The 16,617-nt window shown below is 31.2% G+C and carries 13 protein-coding genes, 1 tRNA gene and 1 rRNA gene; 12 read left to right on the top strand and 3 right to left on the bottom strand.

The features are described 5' to 3' along the window. Positions 1 to 74, top strand: a 5S ribosomal RNA gene (gene rrf / locus FHS04_RS14450); the annotation flags it as partial. Between the two features lie 99 nt (positions 75 to 173). Continuing rightward, positions 174 to 2,612, top strand: coding sequence for a helix-turn-helix domain-containing protein (locus FHS04_RS13135; RefSeq protein ID WP_106678770.1), 2,439 nt, complete (start codon positions 174 to 176; stop codon positions 2,610 to 2,612). Positions 2,613 to 2,670: 58 nt separating this feature from the next. On the opposite strand, the gene FHS04_RS13130 is transcribed toward FHS04_RS13135, so the two are convergent. Then, on the bottom strand, positions 2,671 to 3,813 hold the full coding sequence (locus FHS04_RS13130; RefSeq protein WP_106678772.1) for an acyl-CoA dehydrogenase: 1,143 nt from the start codon (positions 3,811 to 3,813) through the stop codon (positions 2,671 to 2,673). 94 nt (positions 3,814 to 3,907) lie between these two features. Here FHS04_RS13130 and FHS04_RS13125 point away from each other — a divergent pair, with 94 nt between their 5' ends. From FHS04_RS13125 to FHS04_RS13080, 10 genes are all read left to right on the top strand, one after another. Further along, positions 3,908 to 4,972 (top strand): anhydro-N-acetylmuramic acid kinase, encoded by a 1,065-nt coding sequence (locus FHS04_RS13125; protein ID WP_106678774.1) that lies wholly within the window; start codon positions 3,908 to 3,910, stop codon positions 4,970 to 4,972. 96 nt (positions 4,973 to 5,068) lie between these two features. Beyond that, positions 5,069 to 5,716, top strand: coding sequence for a hypothetical protein (locus FHS04_RS13120; protein ID WP_106678776.1), 648 nt, complete (start codon positions 5,069 to 5,071; stop codon positions 5,714 to 5,716). Further along, on the top strand, positions 5,709 to 7,217 hold the full coding sequence (locus FHS04_RS13115; protein WP_106678778.1) for a hypothetical protein: 1,509 nt from the start codon (positions 5,709 to 5,711) through the stop codon (positions 7,215 to 7,217). The genes FHS04_RS13120 and FHS04_RS13115 overlap by 8 nt, the downstream gene beginning before the upstream one ends. Before the next feature lie 162 nt (positions 7,218 to 7,379). Then, a complete protein-coding gene (locus FHS04_RS13110; RefSeq protein WP_106678780.1) occupies positions 7,380 to 8,606 on the top strand; it encodes a Glu/Leu/Phe/Val dehydrogenase dimerization domain-containing protein in 1,227 nt (408 codons plus the stop codon). 7 nt (positions 8,607 to 8,613) lie between these two features. Next, on the top strand, positions 8,614 to 10,008 hold the full coding sequence (gene nhaD / locus FHS04_RS13105) for a sodium:proton antiporter NhaD (protein WP_106678782.1): 1,395 nt from the start codon (positions 8,614 to 8,616) through the stop codon (positions 10,006 to 10,008). A 51-nt stretch (positions 10,009 to 10,059) separates the two neighbouring features. Next, positions 10,060 to 10,764 carry a MotA/TolQ/ExbB proton channel family protein gene (locus FHS04_RS13100; protein ID WP_106678784.1) on the top strand — a complete coding sequence of 235 codons (705 nt, stop codon included), beginning with the start codon at positions 10,060 to 10,062 and terminating at the stop codon, positions 10,762 to 10,764. A 1-nt stretch (position 10,765) separates the two neighbouring features. Further along, positions 10,766 to 11,158 (top strand): ExbD/TolR family protein, encoded by a 393-nt coding sequence (locus tag FHS04_RS13095; protein ID WP_027880332.1) that lies wholly within the window; start codon positions 10,766 to 10,768, stop codon positions 11,156 to 11,158. Between the two features lie 7 nt (positions 11,159 to 11,165). Further along, positions 11,166 to 12,026, top strand: a complete 861-nt coding sequence (locus tag FHS04_RS13090) for an energy transducer TonB (RefSeq protein ID WP_106678786.1) — start codon at positions 11,166 to 11,168, stop codon at positions 12,024 to 12,026. Further along, on the top strand, positions 12,026 to 13,243 hold the full coding sequence (locus FHS04_RS13085; protein WP_106678788.1) for a bifunctional folylpolyglutamate synthase/dihydrofolate synthase: 1,218 nt from the start codon (positions 12,026 to 12,028) through the stop codon (positions 13,241 to 13,243). The genes FHS04_RS13090 and FHS04_RS13085 overlap by 1 nt, the downstream gene beginning before the upstream one ends. 64 nt (positions 13,244 to 13,307) lie before the next feature. After that, positions 13,308 to 13,382, top strand: a tRNA-Val gene (locus FHS04_RS13080). Between the two features lie 35 nt (positions 13,383 to 13,417). Here the strand turns inward: FHS04_RS13080 and FHS04_RS13075 are convergent. Continuing rightward, the gene (locus FHS04_RS13075) at positions 13,418 to 14,698 is read right to left on the bottom strand and encodes a UDP-N-acetylmuramoyl-tripeptide--D-alanyl-D-alanine ligase (protein WP_106678790.1); all 1,281 of its coding nucleotides are present in this window, start codon (positions 14,696 to 14,698) and stop codon (positions 13,418 to 13,420) included. A gap of 69 nt (positions 14,699 to 14,767) precedes the next feature. Next, positions 14,768 to 16,447 (bottom strand): gliding motility lipoprotein GldJ, encoded by a 1,680-nt coding sequence (gldJ, locus tag FHS04_RS13070; RefSeq protein WP_027880336.1) that lies wholly within the window; start codon positions 16,445 to 16,447, stop codon positions 14,768 to 14,770. Positions 16,448 to 16,617: the final 170 nt, after the last annotated feature.

The raw sequence follows: 16,617 nt of genomic DNA, 5'->3' as shown, positions 1-16,617 counted from the left end.
CCATTCCGAACAGAGAAGTTAAGCCCATTAGCGCCGATGGTACTACATTGTGGGAGAGTAGGTCGTCGCCTTTTTTAAAGTCCTCAACATATTTTGTTGAGGACTTTTTTTTTTGTTCTTTTGTTTTCTATTTATGCTTTTTAATATATTTATTTCTTTTATTTTTGAAGGTGATGGAAATAAATAAAGAGTTAGAATTAGCTTGGAATTTTGTAAACAAAAGCCAGCGAAATATTTTCTTAACAGGTAAAGCTGGAACTGGTAAAACAACGTTTCTTCATAGATTAAAATTAAATTCACTTAAAAGAATGGTTATTGTTGCACCTACGGGTGTAGCAGCAATTAATGCTAAAGGTGTAACTATTCATTCTTTCTTTCAATTACCTTTTGGGCCTATTCTTCCTGATGATATTCTTTCTAATGCTAGTGGTTTTAAAACTAAATTTAGTAAGACTAAAATTAATATTATTAAATCATTAGACTTATTAGTAATTGATGAAATTAGTATGGTCAGAGCAGATTTATTAGATGCTATTGACAAAATTTTAAAACGATATAAAAACAGAAATCAAGTGTTTGGTGGTGTACAAGTTCTTATGATTGGTGATTTACAACAGTTGTCACCTGTTGTAAGAGATAATGAATGGGAACTTCTCAAACCATTCTACAATAATGCTTATTTTTTTAGCAGCCATGCGTATCAATATTGTAACCCTATTACGGTTGAGTTAAAGCACATATACAGACAAGATAATCCTAAGTTTATTGAGGTTTTAAATGAAATTAGATCTAATAGCTTATCTAAAAATTCAGTAGAAGAGCTTAATAAACGTTTTGATCCAAATTTTTCACCTTCAGAAAATGAAGGCTACATATTTTTAACTACTCACAACCGTAAAGCCGATCAAGTTAATAAATCAGAATTAGATAAACTTTCAACAAAATTAGTTAGTTATTCAGCTAAAGTACAAGGTAAATTTCCAGAGTTTTCTTATCCGAATGAGGATAAATTAGTATTAAAAGTAGGAGCGCAAGTCATGTTTATTAAAAACGATAGCTCACCAGAAAAGCGTTATTTCAATGGGAAAATAGGAAAAGTAATTCATTTAGACAAAGACGAAGTTGTTGTAAAATGTCCAGACGATGATTTTACTATAATCACAAAACCTGAAACTTGGGAAAATATTACCTATAAAGTAGACAAAGAAACAGATGCCATAACAGAGGACAAAATTGGAAGCTACACGCAGATGCCTTTACGCTTAGCTTGGTCAATTACAATCCATAAAAGTCAAGGATTAACTTTTGAAAAAGCTGTTATTGATGCAGAAGGTGCTTTTGCGCATGGTCAAACCTATGTTGCCCTAAGTAGATGTAAATCTTTAGAAGGTTTAGTCTTAAAAAGTAAGATTGATTCAAGACATATTATAAGTGACACCAATGTTCTTAATTTTACCAAACAAGCTGAAGAAAACCAACCAGATGAAAAAGAACTAGAACAATCAAAATCAATTTTTCAGCTTCAATTAATTTCAGAAGTTTTTGATTTTTTTCAATTTATATATCCTGTAAATAGAATTCTAGATATCTATTATAAAAATAGAGGAAGTATTGAAGGTAATGTAGAGCAACCTTTAACCATTATTAAGGATTGTGCTACAAACTTACTGAAAGTAGCTAATTCATTTAAAATTCAACTAAAAGAATTAGCTCAAGATAAGTTGCCAGAAAACGATCAGGTTATACAAGAACGTTTTAAAAAAGCTATTAATTATTTTTCTGAAGAAACTAAAAGCAAAATTATAGATGCTTATCAAAACTTTAGTTTTAGCACAGATAACAAAGCTTTAGATAAAGATATTAGCAAACAATTAGATACAATTGAAGAACTTATAGCCACTAAAAAACTTTACTTCTCTGAATTAAATCAAGGTTTTGAAGTCAATAATTTTTTAGGTCTAAGAGCTAAATCGGTCTTTTTAACTAAAGACAAACCAAAAAAACTCAGAAAAACTGTCATTGATGGTACTACAAATATTGAATTATTTGAGCTGTTAAGAGAATTAAGAAATACTCTTGCGCAAGAACACGATTTAATCCACTATCAAATCTTTACCCAAAAAGCACTTTACGAGATGTGCGAAACCTTACCAACGACCAAAAAAGAATTATTACAAGTCAATGGTTTTGGTAAAGTGCGAGTTGAAAAGTATGGAAACGATATTTTAACTGTAATTAAAGAGTATTGTGAAGAGAATGATATTGATACTTCAGATGATACTCAATTTGAATTTGTAGAAGAAGAAAAGCCAAAACGTAAAAAGGGAGATACACAAAAAGAGTCTTTAGCACTTTTTAAAGACGGTAAAACTATAGAAGAAATTGCTCACATTAGAGAATTAAATGAAAATACAATATTCGGTCATTTGGCTAAATTTATTAAATCTGGTGAAATTAAAATTTCCGATTTAATGCCAAAAGCGCATTATCAAGAATTAAAAGAGTTAATACCAAAACAAAAGTTTGATACACTTTCAGATTTAAAACATCAACTAGATGATAAATATAGTTATGGTGAAATCAGGTTGGTTTTAGACGAATTAAACTCATAAAAAAAAAAAGGCTTCAACAGTATATGCGAAGCCTTTTCAATTTTATATAATTGAAATGTTACCCTTTAATAACACCTCTAGAAATTACAATTTTTTGGATTTCAGAAGTTCCTTCATAAATCTGAGTGATTTTTGCATCACGCATTAAACGTTCTACGTGGTATTCTTTTACAAAACCATTTCCACCGTGTATTTGTACAGCTTCAACCGTTTGTTCCATAGCAACTTTACTAGCGTATAATTTTGCCATAGCACTAGACATATCGTAATTGTTACCTTGGTCTTTATCCCAAGCAGCTTTCATTACTAACATACGTGCAGCTTCAATTTCTGTATACATATCTGCAAGTTTAAAAGCAATTGCTTGATGGTTACAAATTTCGGTACCAAAAGCTTTACGCTCTTTACTATATTTTAAAGCTAACTCGTAAGCTCCAGAAGCAATACCTAAAGCTTGTGCAGCAATACCAATACGTCCACCAGAAAGTGTTTTCATTGCGAATTTAAAACCAAATCCATCTTCACCAATTCTGTTTTCTTTTGGTACTTTAACATCGTTAAATTGTAGCGTGTGTGTATCACTTCCTCTAATTCCTAATTTATCTTCTTTAGGACCAATATCAAAACCTTTCATACCTTTTTCAACGATAAAAGCATTGATTCCTCTGTGTCCTTTTTCTCTGTCTGTTTGTGCAATTACTAAATAAACATCAGATCTACCACCGTTGGTAATCCAGTTTTTTGTTCCATTAATTACATAATGGTCACCTTTGTCTATTGCAGTAGTTGTTTGCGATGTTGCATCACTACCAGCTTCTGGTTCACTTAAACAAAATGCACCAATTTGCTCACCAGTAGCTAATTTTGTTAAATATTTTTGTTTTTGCTCTTCTGTTCCAAAAGCTTCAAGACCGTAACAAACTAATGAGTTGTTTACAGAAACCATTACAGAAGCAGACGCGTCTATCTTAGATAACTCTTCCATAATTAATACGTAAGAAATCGCATCCATACCACTTCCACCGTATTTTGGGTCTACCATAATTCCCATAAATCCAAGTTCTCCCATTTTTCTAACTAAATCTTGAGGGAATTCTTGTTTTTCGTCACGTTCTATAACGCCAGGTAATAATTCTGTTCTTGCAAAATCACGAGCTGCGTCGCGAATCATTAAATGTTCTTCTGTAAGATTAAAATCCATAGTGGTATATAAAATTGTTAATTCAATAAAAAATGTCTTCAAAGATAACTTTTTATTAGCATTTTTTCAATCGTTATAGTTATTTTTACTCGATATGTTAAAAGAAAATTATCACATAGTAGGTGTTATGTCTGGAACATCTTTAGACGGAATTGATTTAGCTGAAATTAATTTTACTAAAAAAGATACTTGGCAATTTCAAATTTTGAATTCGAATACAGTATCATATTCTGAAGAATGGCTAATAAAACTTAAAAACTTAACCCAACAATCTATAAAAGATTTACAGCAAATAGATGTTGATTACACTAATTATTTAGCTGAAGTTATTTCGACTTTCATTAAAAAAAATAACATAAATCACCTTGATGCTGTTTGCTCTCATGGTCATACCGCATTACACCAACCAGAAGAAAAATTAACGTATCAAATCGGGAATTTACCTGTATTGGCAGAACAATTAAAGCAAACTGTTGTATGTGATTTTAGAGTACAAGATGTACAATTTGGTGGTCAAGGTGCGCCATTAGTACCAATTGGTGATCAGCTTTTATTTTCGGAGTGTGATTATTGTATCAATCTTGGCGGATTTGCAAACGTGTCTACATTTATTAATAAGCAACGCATCGCTTTCGATATTTGTCCAGTTAATATTGTACTTAATAAATATGTACAACAATTAGGATTTGACTATGACGATAAGGGACATTTAGCTTCACAAGGAAAAATAAATCAACAACTATTAGAGCAGTTAAATGCTTTAGATTTCTATAAAAATTCATATCCAAAATCTTTAGGTTTGGAATGGGTAGAGCAGCAAATTTTTCCATTAATAGATAACTACAAATTAGAAGTAAAAGATATTTTGCACACTATGATTTATCATGTGGCGCAACAAATAGTAAAGGTGATTAACCAAAAAGATAATGCATCTGTTTTGCTAACTGGTGGCGGAACGTATAATGATTTTTTAGTTGAAAGAATTAAAGCTTTAACCAATGCTAAAATCGTTATTCCATCTGCTGAATTAATAGAGTTTAAAGAAGCATTAATTTTTGGCTTTTTAGGTGTGTTAAAATTAAGAAAAGAAAATAACTGTTTAGCATCTGTTACAGGAGCAAGTAAAGATCACTCTTCTGGGAAGATTTATAAATTTTAACAATACAATATCAGTAGTTTACTTAATTTTGAAGCTTTGATACAGCTTTTGAAAAGTATATCAAAAAATAATAACAATTAATAAATAATTAAAAAAATGAAACAACTATTACTAGCATTTGCATTACTAATTTCTGGATTAACTTATGCTCAAGATTTTGATGATAATTGGGAAGACAGATCAGAAAAGTTACCAGGTTACGTAATCACTAATAAAGGTGAAAAGATAGAAGGTTACTTAAAAAGATTCTTAAAAATTAAAAGCCAACGTAAAGTAAAATTCTTCAAAACTTTAGAAGATAAACCAGTAGTTTATGATCCAAAAGATTTAAAAGCCTATAAAATTGGAGAGGATTATTACGAAACTCATCCTTACGAAGGTTTAAGCGGAAAAACAAAAGTCTTTTTATTAAGAACAGTAGATGGAAAAATTAGTCTTTTTGATTATTACATAAGAGTAGAAGATGATAAAGGTGCAGAAATGACACTTAAAAAAGATGGCAACAAAGAGATTATTTTAGACTTTGATGGTACAAAAATTCAAACAGAAGTGTTAGCAGTAAAAGATGGTGATGATTACCTAAAATTTGCTTCGCCAAAGGTATTGTTTAGCTTTAAAAATGTAATGAGTAAATACGTAAGTGATTACCCAGAACTAGCTAAAAAAATAAAAAGCAAAGAAAAAGGATATCGTGTTTTAGGTATTTTAAAAATTGTAAACGAATACAACGCACATTTTGAATAAGATACAATTTAATAAAATAACACTGTTGTTAATATTACTATCTACAACAGTGTTTTCTCAAACCGCCAATTTTACTTGGACAGATTGGGCAAAAAATGGTCATAATGGATATCAAAATCCAAATATTATTTTTCCAACAACAGAAGATTTTACAATCTATAGTATAGAAAAATCAGGATCTCATGTTTACGCACCAAAGCTAATTTACATTACAAAGCACGATTACAATCGTCAAGTTTTAAAGGATGTGAGTTTTAAATTACCACAGCGTCAACGCATGGATGCTACTTTAATAGATGTTATAGAAGGCGATAATAAACTTTACTTTTTCTCTAATATTGCTTTAAAAAAAGATGGTAAAAACGTGTTATACGTTCAAGTATTTGATAATGATAGCTTTACTATTTCAGAAGAAAAAGAGCTGTTTACCTTACCTATAGAAAAAGTAAATAACTCAGGTTTTTTTAATGTAGAAATTTCTCCAGACAAAAACACAATAGCTGTTTTAGTAAATAATGTTTTTGAGAAAAAGCAAAACGAAAAAATTACAACAGTTTTATTTGATAAAGATTTAAATGAAATAGCTAATTCAAATTTCACTTTAAATTTTGAAAGCGAAAGAGCTTACAAAGAACAGCTTTACATCACTAATGATAAAACAGTACATATTGTAAAACATACAGATATTTTTAAAAAAGAACCAAAAACAGCTGTTATTACAATAAACGGAACAGATATAAACACACAACAAGTTTCAGCTTCAGAGTTTTATATTTCAGACAGTAAAGTAATAACTGTAGCTAATACAAATTATCTAATAGGTTTTGCGACAGATAACGTAAAACCAGGAATTTCGGTTGGCGGAAAAAAAGATAAAAGCTATTTTCTTTACGATATAACTAACGGAAATTTAATAAGAAATCAAGGTTGGTCAGACACTATACTTAAAAAAGTTTTAGGTAAAGGCTTTTTAGATTTAACAATTCAAAATGTACTAACTCAAGATAACAATATATATTTAATTGGCGAATGTTATAAATCCGAAAGTGCCTTAAAAGAAGGCGCAAGTTTTGAGTATGATTACACGTATAATATAGGTCCAGGAATAGTTGTAAAGTTAGATACAGCAGGACAAGTAAAGTACGAGTCTTACTTAAAATATTCAGACACTTATAAAAATGAAGCTAAGCGTATAGCCTCATTTTATCCTTTTTTAAATAACGGAAAATTAAATCTGCTAACAACAGAAAAAGAATACGTTTTAAAAGAGAAAAAAATTGTTTTAGGTAATAAGAAAATCGAAGCAAGAGCAGTTATTTTAAACACAATTGATGATACAGGAGATCAAACAATTGTACCATTTTGGGACAGTAAAGTTGGCGGCGAAGATTTAATAATAGACTTTGCACCAACCTTTACAAAGCAAATAGATACTAATAATTTTGCTATTTATGGCTATGGTAATCTATATCATGCATTTGGAAAAATGACTTTAAACTAAAAACTTAACAATAATTTATAATAATAAAAATGGCTTTACTTTTAAAGCCATTTTTTGTTTTTTATATTTGTTGTTACTAATTAACAATTCTTCAAAAAAATGAATCAACTAAAAACCTGTTTAAACCTAAACTAACTAGTTGATTTTATTCTTAATAATTAAATGAAAGACTTACTAAAAATTTACGAAAATAAGGCGCCAGAAATTGTATTTAACTGGAAAGATTCAGAAACAGATGCAGAAGGATGGACAGTTATAAACTCTTTACGTGGTGGCGCTGCTGGTGGCGGTACACGTATGCGCAAGGGATTAGATATGAACGAGGTTTTATCTCTTGCCAAAACAATGGAAGTAAAATTTACGGTATCTGGACCAGCAATTGGTGGTGCAAAATCAGGAATAAATTTTGATCCAAAAGACCCAAGAAAACGCGGTGTTTTAGAGCGTTGGTATAAAGCAGTTTCACCATTATTAAAAAGTTATTATGGTACCGGCGGAGATTTGAATGTAGATGAAATTCACGAAGTAATTCCAATCACAGAAGATTCAGGTGTTTGGCATCCGCAAGAAGGTGTATTTAATGGTCACTTTCAACCTACAGAAGCAGACAAAATTAACCGTATTGGTCAATTACGTCAAGGTGTAATCAAGGTTTTAGAAAACGTAAATTATTCACCAGACGTTTCAAAAAAATATACTGTTGCAGATATGATTACTGGTTATGGCGTTGCCGAAGCGGTAAAACATTATTATGAAATTTATGGCGGAAATGTAAAAGGGAAACGTGCCGTAATCCAAGGATTTGGTAACGTTGGTTCTGCAGCAGCTTATTACTTAGCACAAATGGGAGCAAAAGTGGTAGGAATTATAGATATTTCTGGAGGAGTAATTAATGAAAACGGATTTACTTTTGAAGAAATTAAAGAGTTCTTCTTAAATAAAAACGGAAATACTTTACTAGCAGAAAACATGATTCCGTTTGAAGAAATGAATCAGCGCGTTTGGTCACTTGAAACCGAAATATTTGCACCTTGTGCTGCATCACGTTTAATTACTCAAGATCAAATTGACAAAATGATAAGTACAGGTTTAGAAGTCATTTCTTGTGGCGCAAATGTACCATTTGCAGATAAAGAAATTTTCTTTGGACCAATAATGGAGCAAACCGATGAGCGTGTAAGTTTAATACCTGATTTTATCTCTAACTGTGGTATGGCACGTGTATTTGCTTATTTTATGGAGCGTAAAGTACAAATGACAGATGAAGCTATTTTTAATGATACTTCAGACATAATCAAAAAAGCAATTCAAAACGTTTACGATAAAAGTCCTTTAAAGACTGAAATTAGTAAAACAGCGTTTGAAATAGCACTTAAACAACTTATTTAAATAAAACATGGAATCAGTAATTATTATTGTATTTGTAATTGGTTATTTAGCAATTACTTTAGAGCATAATTTAAAAATAGATAAACTTATACCAGCTTTAGTTATGATGGCTATAAGTTGGGCATTAATTTCTTTGGGTATTGATGCTTTCCCTCAATGGTTTGACTCTGCAAATCATGGTTTAGTAGATGGTTTTACGTCTATGGCGCATGATAGTAAAATGCACTTAATGGAAGAAACATTATTACATCATCTTGGTAAAACAGCCGAGATTTTAGTGTTCTTATTAGGAGCAATGACAATTGTAGAAATTATAGATTATTTTGATGGCTTTTCTACAATCAAAACATTTATAAAAACTAAAAAGAAAAAAAACATACTTTGGATATTTTCTATTTTAGCTTTTATACTTTCTGCTATAATAGATAACCTTACAGCAACCATAGTTTTAATTTCTATTTTACAAAAAATAGTAAAAGATAGAAACGTACGTATTTGGTATGCAGGTATTATTATTATTGCCGCAAACGCTGGTGGTGCTTGGTCACCAATTGGAGACGTAACAACAACTATGCTTTGGATTGCAAATAAAGTGTCTGTTGGTCACTTAGTAGGCTATTTATTATTACCATCTTTAGTTTGTATGGTTGTACCAACTTTTATAGCTTCATTTTTACCATCATTTCAAGGTCAATTAGAACAAGATGATAGTGCAGATGATAAACCAAAAAGTAGATTTAGTTCTACAATGTTATACCTTGGTTTAGGAGCTATTGTTTTTGTTCCAATTTTTAAAACAGTAACACATTTACCTCCATATGTAGGTATGATGTTTGCTCTTGGTGTAGTAGCGGTTTTTGCAGAAATCTATAGTTCTTCTAAATTTAGTTTAGCAGAAGTGGATCATACAGAAAGTGACTCTCATGCACATCATAGTCCTGTACACAGCTCTTTATCAAAGATTGAGTTGCCAAGTATTTTATTCTTTTTAGGAATATTAATGGCAGTAGCTGCGTTAGAATCTTTAGGAATATTATTTGGGTTTGCAACTACTTTAAAAGAAGGAGTGCCAATGATTGGAACAGAATTACACGGAGAAGGTGTTTCTGATTTAGTAATTTTATTACTAGGTATTGGATCTGCAGTTATTGATAACGTTCCGTTAGTTGCAGCAAGTTTAGGAATGTTCTCAGAGCCTATGGATAACGAGCTTTGGCACTTTATAGCATACTCTGCCGGAACTGGAGGAAGTATGTTAATTATTGGTTCTGCAGCAGGAGTTGTAGCAATGGGTATGGAAAAAATTGACTTTTTCTGGTACTTAAAAAAGATAGCTTGGTTAGCTTTAATCGGTTTCTTAGCTGGTGCTTTAACCTTTTTCTGGACAAGAACTTTATTTTAATAGACGAAATTCTAAATTGAAACGTTACATATAGGTACTTAAAATTTAAATATGATAAGCAATTTAATTCAAGACACTGCTCAAGAAGCTTCTGAAGTTTTACAAGATGGAGAATCAGTTGAAAAAACTTTATCTATAATAGAACTAATTACCTCTGGTGGTACAGCAGGTATGATTATTATAGCAGTTTTAATTTTGATGTTAATCTTCACCTTATACATTTATTTTGAACGTATGCTAACCATAAAAGAAGCTTCTAAAATAGATGCTAATTTTATGAATCAAATTAAAGATTACGTTAGTAACGGAAAAATCGACTCTGCACAAAATTTGTGTTCTACAGTTAATTCGCCAGTATCAAGATTAATTAGTAAAGGAGTTTCAAGAATTGGTAAGCCTTTAGAAGATATCAATACAGCAATAGAAAACGCAGGAAGATTAGAAATTTATAATCTAGAAAAAAACGTAAGCGTTTTAGCAACTATATCTGGTGCAGCACCAATGATTGGTTTTCTTGGTACGGTAATAGGAATGATTTTATCCATATTTGAAATAGCTAATTCAGGCGGATCAATAGATATTAAAACATTGGCAGATGGTTTATACACAGCAATGACAACAACTGTTGCAGGTTTAATAGTTGGTATTGTTGCCTACATTGCCTATAACCATTTAGTGGTTAAAACAGACAAAGTAGTGTATCAAATGGAAGCTAATTCACTAGAGTTTTTAGACTTATTAAACGAACCTAGTTAATATGCGATTAAGAGGAAGAAATAAAGTAACACCAGAATTTAACATGTCGTCAATGACCGACATTGTTTTCTTATTGCTTATCTTTTTCATGATTGCATCCACATTAGTTTCAGCAGAAGCTATAGATTTACTATTGCCAAAGTCTTCTAGTAAAACGACGCAAACAAAAAATGTTTCTGTAAGCGTAGATAAGGATGTAAATTATTATGTAGACATGAAAAAAGTGTCTAAAGATAATTTAGAAGCAGAAGTTTTAGCAAAAGTTGGTCAGTCAGATTCGCCTAGTATCACTATACGATCGGATCAAGATGTAGAGATGAAACATGTGGTTTATATTATGGATATAGCCAACCGCAATAAGATAAAATCTACTTTAGCAGTTAAGTCGAAGTAATTTTTAAATGAAATATTTAAACACCAAACACGAACGTAATTCAGCAAAAATAACAGCACTAATTGTACTGATTTTATTGCTATTACTATTTGTAGTCGGACCTCAATATATGGATCCGCCAATAGAGTATGGTGTTTCTGTTAATTTCGGTAACTCTGCAGTAGGTAGTGGTAATGTGCAACCAGATAAACCAGTAAAATCTGAAGATTTAAACATTAATAAGCAACCACAAGAGGAACAAGCACAAGAAGAAACTCAGGAAGAAGCTGCAGCATCTACAAACGAAACTTCAGAAGAAGTGATTACTCAAGAGTCTGAAGAGGCAATAGCAATAAAAAAACAGAAAGAAGCAGAAGCTAAGGCAAAAGCAGAAGCCGAAAGAAAAGCCAAAGAAAAGGCTGCAGCAGAAGAGAAAAAGCGTCAAGAAGAAGCAAAAAAGAAAGCAAAACTAGATGCTATGATGGGCGGACTTAATAACTCTAATGGTGAATCTAGCGGTAGTGAAGGTAATGACAACCAAGCAGGAGATAAAGGACAATTAAATGGAGATCCTTATGCAAGAGTTTATTTTGGAGCTCCTGGTACTGGAAGTGGTGGTGTTGGATATGGCCTAAAAGGAAGAGGTAAGCCAACCAAGAAGATATATGAACAACCTTGTGAAGAATATGGATTAGTTGTGGTTGAAATTCAAGTTAACCAAAAAGGAGAGGTTATTAAAGCGGTGCCGGGTATAAAAGGTTCAGAAAACACATCACAATGTTTATTAGATACAGCCAAAAAAATTGCTCTGTCTCATAAATGGGATTCTGATTATAATGCACCAACACGTCAAATAGGTTTTGTGAGTATAAACTTTAAGGCAAACTAATGACTTATAAAGAGACTGTTAATTGGATGTTTACTCAACTTCCAATGTACCAAAAGCAAGGTAAAACAGCATTCAAAAAAGATTTGACTAACACATTGTTGTTAGCTAATCACTTAAATAATCCACAACATAAATTTAAATCTATACATGTAGCTGGTACTAATGGTAAAGGATCTAGCAGTCATATGTTAGCATCTGTTTTACAAGAAGCAGGCTATAAAGTAGGTTTGTATACGTCACCTCATTTAAAAGATTTTAGAGAGCGAATTAAAATAAATGGAGTAGAAGTAAGCAAGCAATTTGTAATCGGTTTTATTAAAAGAAATAAATCTTTTTTTAAATCAAATCCATTATCTTTTTTTGAAATGACCGTTGGTATGGCGTATGACTACTTTGTAAAACAAAAAGTAGACATTGCTATAATAGAAGTTGGTTTAGGAGGAAGATTAGATTCAACAAACATTATCATTCCAGAAGTTTCATTAATTACTAATATTGGTTATGATCACACACAGTTTCTTGGAGAAACGTTACCATTAATAGCCTCAGAAAAAGCAGGTATCATTAAATCTAATGTTCCTGTAGTAATTAGTGAAACCCATAATGAAACTAAACCTGTTTTTGAAGAAGTAGCTAATAAAAATAACTCAAAAATATATTTTGCAGATCAAATAATTAAAGCGAAGTATTCAACTGATTTGCTTGGAGATTATCAGAAGAAAAATATTAAAGGTGTTTTGAAGACACTTAAAATTCTTCAGCAGAAAAAATATAAAATTTCAGATTTAAATATAAAAAACGGACTTTTAAATGTAGTAAAAAATACTGGATTAAAAGGACGTTGGCAAATATTACAAACAAAACCTAAGATTATTTGTGATACAGCACATAATAAAGAAGGGTTGAGTATAACTATGACACAATTGCAAAAAGAACAATTTGATAATCTTCATATTGTTTTTGGAGTAGTAAATGATAAAAATTTAAGTCAAGTTTTTAGTCTTTTACCTAAAAAAGCCACATTTTATTTTTGTAAACCTGATGTTCCAAGAGGTTTGGATCAAAATATTTTAAGAGATCAATTTTTGGGTGAAGGTTTTGTTGGGGAATCATATCTCTCTGTAAAAGAAGCTGTTGATAAAGCAATAAGCAAAGCAAGTGATGATGATGTGATTTATATTGGAGGAAGTACTTTTGTTGTGGCAGAAATTTTTTAAAAATTTTTTCAAAAAAGTTTTTGCATATTCAAAAACTAGTCTATATTTGCAATCCAATTACGAAGGGCGCGTAGCTCAGTTGGTTCAGAGCACTTGGTTTACACCCAAGGGGTCAGGGGTTCGAATCCCTTCGCGCCCACAAAAAAAGGTCTTCTTTTGAAGACCTTTTTTATTTTATAATAATTCTAAAACTCTTTCTAGAGCCATACCTCTAGATCCTTTTATTAGTATAGTTGAGTTACTAATTTCTTTAAAGTTTAATTTGAAATTATCAAAAGAAGAAAATATTTCGATTTTATAGTTTTTACTAGATACTTTATTAAAGTTTTCTCCGATAAGATAAATTTTATCAAGATTTAGTTTTGTAACCAAGTCAGCTATTTTTTGATGTTCTATTGCTGCATCATTTCCTAATTCAAACATATCACCTAAAATAGCTATTTTACGCTTATCAGAAAGCTTATTTAAATTATCTAATGCAACTTCCATACTAGAAGGATTTGCATTGTAAGCATCCATTATTATTTGGTTGTTCCCTTTTTGTATTATTTGTGATCTATTATTGGTAGGTACGTAACTTTCAATAGCAGATTTAATATCATCTGTTGATACTTTAAAGTGTTTGCCTATTGTTGTTGCAGCACAAAGATTTGTAAAGTTATATGTGCCTATTAATTTTGATTCAATTATTGTATTGTCAAAAGAGAAAGCTACAAATGGGTTTACTTCTTTAAATTCTATTTGATAATCACATTCTTCTTTTGATGAAGAGAAACATATTGTTTTTTTATAGTCTTTTAATTTTTGTTGCTGAATTTTATCATCACCATTCATGAATATGTCTTTATTATTTTCAATTAAGTGATCATATAATTCGCTTTTACCTTTTATGATTCCTTCAACACCTCCAAACCCTTCTAGGTGTGCTTTTCCGAAGTTTGTTATGTATCCGTAATCAGGCTCAGCTATTTTGCATAAAAACTGAATTTCTTTTTGATGATTCGCACCCATTTCTACTATACCTATTTCGGTATCTTTATGTATAGAAAGTAGTGTAAGAGGTACACCAATATGATTATTTAGGTTACCTATAGTAGCTACAGTTCTATATTTTTTAGAAAGTACGGCATTAATTAATTCTTTAGTTGTTGTTTTTCCGTTACTTCCAGTTAAGGCTATAATGGGTAAGTCTAAATGTTTTCTATGATAGTTTGCTAATTTTTGTAAAGTTTCTAGTGCGTTTTTTACGCAAATAGTTTTATTATCTATAATATATCCTTCTTGATCAATTATAGCATATTTAGCGCCTTTTTCTAGTGCTTGTTTAGCAAAAGTATTGCCGTTAAAATTATCGCCGCTTAAAGCAATAAATAAACAGTCTTTAAATATTTTTCTTGTGTCTGTACATACACCTGTACAGTTCAAAAATTTATTATGTATTTGTTCTATTGTCATAAAATAAAAGTATAAAAAAAGTCCTAACAAATTTGTTAGGACTTTTAATTTATTCAAATATTTATTGAATTAGTTTTTTGTCTTGCGGTTACCTTTTGATTTAGATCCAACTCTTGACATAGCACATCTAAAACCAATATAGTCTGTTGCCATGTTTTGAGGATAGTAACGTCTTTGTGCTGGGTCTAACCAGTACTCTCTGTCTTTCCAAGATCCACCTTTATAAACTCTTACTTCGTCGTTTATTAAAGAGGTACGTCTATCTGATTTGTCGTATTCTCTAATAAAGTTTCCTGCAGAATCTACTTCGATGTTGTGTTTAGGTGAGTTGTACATTTTTCTTGTAAACTCATCTGTAGAAGCTTCACCTTCTTCTTCATCAAAGTCTGTGTAGTATCTTGAAGATTGAACATCTCCATCTCTAAAGTTTCTGTTATCACTTCTATCAAAGTTTGTACGTAAGTATGTTTCTTTTTCATCAACTGGTTGTGTTGCAATTTCACCAGGTAGATCTCTTGCAATTACATCTCCATTTGGAAGTGTATCAAAAACAATTTCATCAGTAGTTACAACTTTTACAGTACCTTCTTCTGTGATAACGTTTTTAGTATAAACGTTACCTCTGTAATAGTTAAAGTCATTAAATTCGTCATCTACTATAGGTCTGTAAACATCAGCAACCCATTCTGCAACGTTTCCTGCCATGTCGTATAAACCAAAATCATTTGGATCGTAAGATTTTACTTGAGCAGTAATATCTGCGCCATCATCAGACCATCCTGCGATACCACCGTAGTCACCTTTACCTTGTTTAAAGTTAGCTAATTGATCACCTCTAATCTTACGTTTTCCTGATCTTGTATATTGTCCATCCCAAGGATATTTTTTACGACCTCTATATACATTATAACTTCTTACTTCAGATAAGCCTAAAGCTGCATATTCCCATTCTGCTTCAGTAGGAAGTCTGTATTTAGGAGAAATTAATCCTGTTTCTCTAGACGCATAAACATTAATTTCTTCTCCTGCTGCATTTGTTTGAGCTTTTAATTTTCCACCTCTTAAAACATCTTCGTTTCCTCCGTAAGTTTGTGTTGGACTATTAATATATGTATCTGTGCTAAAGTTAGCGTCTGCAGTTGCTTCTAATTCGCTACCTTGTTTTAAGTATCCGTTTTCTTGAAGTTGTAATTCGTTAACACGATCAGTTCTCCAGTTAGCAAATTCGACAGCTTGTATCCAACTTACACCAACTACAGGGTATTCTCCATAACCTGGGTGACGTAAATAGTTTTCTGTCATAACTTCATTATATCCTAAACGGTTTCTCCATACTAATGTATCTGGTAAAACACCGTTATATATTGCTCTAAAGTTTTCTTCTTCTGGTGGATATGTTCTTTTAATCCAATCTAAATACTCAAGGTACATTTTGTTAGTTACCTCAGTTTCATCCATGTAAAAAGACTGAACGTGTTGTTGTGTAGGAGTATTGTTCCAGTCATGCATAACATCGTCTTGGACTCTACCCATTGTAAAAGTTCCTCCTTCAACAAAAACTAATCCTGGAGCTGTTTCTTGCTCTTTAAATTTGGTGTTATATTGAAAACCACCATCTTTTGAGTTAATGTCCCATCCTGTAGCTCTTGAAGTGTTTGAGCCACCACCAGATCTTTTACAACCTACCAAGGTTAGAGATACTGCTAAAACTAGACATAACCTTGATAAAAATACTTTTTTCATATTCATGCGTTTAGAATAAAAATGTTTTTAAGAGGACGCAATATAAGAATTATACCCAACACTACAAGAGATTTTAGCTTTTTTGAATAAAAAAAATACTGCACTTAATCCTATTTATTTACTTTACAACGATGTTTTGTATGAGTTTTATCGTTGTTTTCAGTCACTATAACGTG

Source organism: Mesoflavibacter zeaxanthinifaciens subsp. sabulilitoris (genome assembly GCF_014191595.1).
Classification (GTDB): Bacteria; Bacteroidota; Bacteroidia; order Flavobacteriales; family Flavobacteriaceae; genus Mesoflavibacter; species Mesoflavibacter zeaxanthinifaciens.
The sequence above is the reverse complement of the archived record's forward strand: the minus strand, read 5'-3'. Positions and strand labels throughout refer to the sequence as shown.

Bases quoted from the DNA above. Each gene is read 5' to 3' on its own strand.
- FHS04_RS13135 (WP_106678770.1), top strand. From the start codon at position 174: ATGGAAATAAATAAAGAGTTAGAATTAGCTTGGAATTTTGTAAACAAA.
- FHS04_RS13130 (WP_106678772.1), bottom strand. From the start codon at position 3,813: ATGGATTTTAATCTTACAGAAGAACATTTAATGATTCGCGACGCAGCT.
- FHS04_RS13125 (WP_106678774.1), top strand. From the start codon at position 3,908: ATGTTAAAAGAAAATTATCACATAGTAGGTGTTATGTCTGGAACATCT.
- FHS04_RS13120 (WP_106678776.1), top strand. From the start codon at position 5,069: ATGAAACAACTATTACTAGCATTTGCATTACTAATTTCTGGATTAACT.
- FHS04_RS13110 (WP_106678780.1), top strand. From the start codon at position 7,380: ATGAAAGACTTACTAAAAATTTACGAAAATAAGGCGCCAGAAATTGTA.
- nhaD (WP_106678782.1), top strand. From the start codon at position 8,614: ATGGAATCAGTAATTATTATTGTATTTGTAATTGGTTATTTAGCAATT.
- FHS04_RS13100 (WP_106678784.1), top strand. From the start codon at position 10,060: ATGATAAGCAATTTAATTCAAGACACTGCTCAAGAAGCTTCTGAAGTT.
- FHS04_RS13095 (WP_027880332.1), top strand. From the start codon at position 10,766: ATGCGATTAAGAGGAAGAAATAAAGTAACACCAGAATTTAACATGTCG.
- FHS04_RS13090 (WP_106678786.1), top strand. From the start codon at position 11,166: ATGAAATATTTAAACACCAAACACGAACGTAATTCAGCAAAAATAACA.
- FHS04_RS13085 (WP_106678788.1), top strand. From the start codon at position 12,026: ATGACTTATAAAGAGACTGTTAATTGGATGTTTACTCAACTTCCAATG.
- FHS04_RS13075 (WP_106678790.1), bottom strand. From the start codon at position 14,698: ATGACAATAGAACAAATACATAATAAATTTTTGAACTGTACAGGTGTA.
- gldJ (WP_027880336.1), bottom strand. From the start codon at position 16,447: ATGAATATGAAAAAAGTATTTTTATCAAGGTTATGTCTAGTTTTAGCA.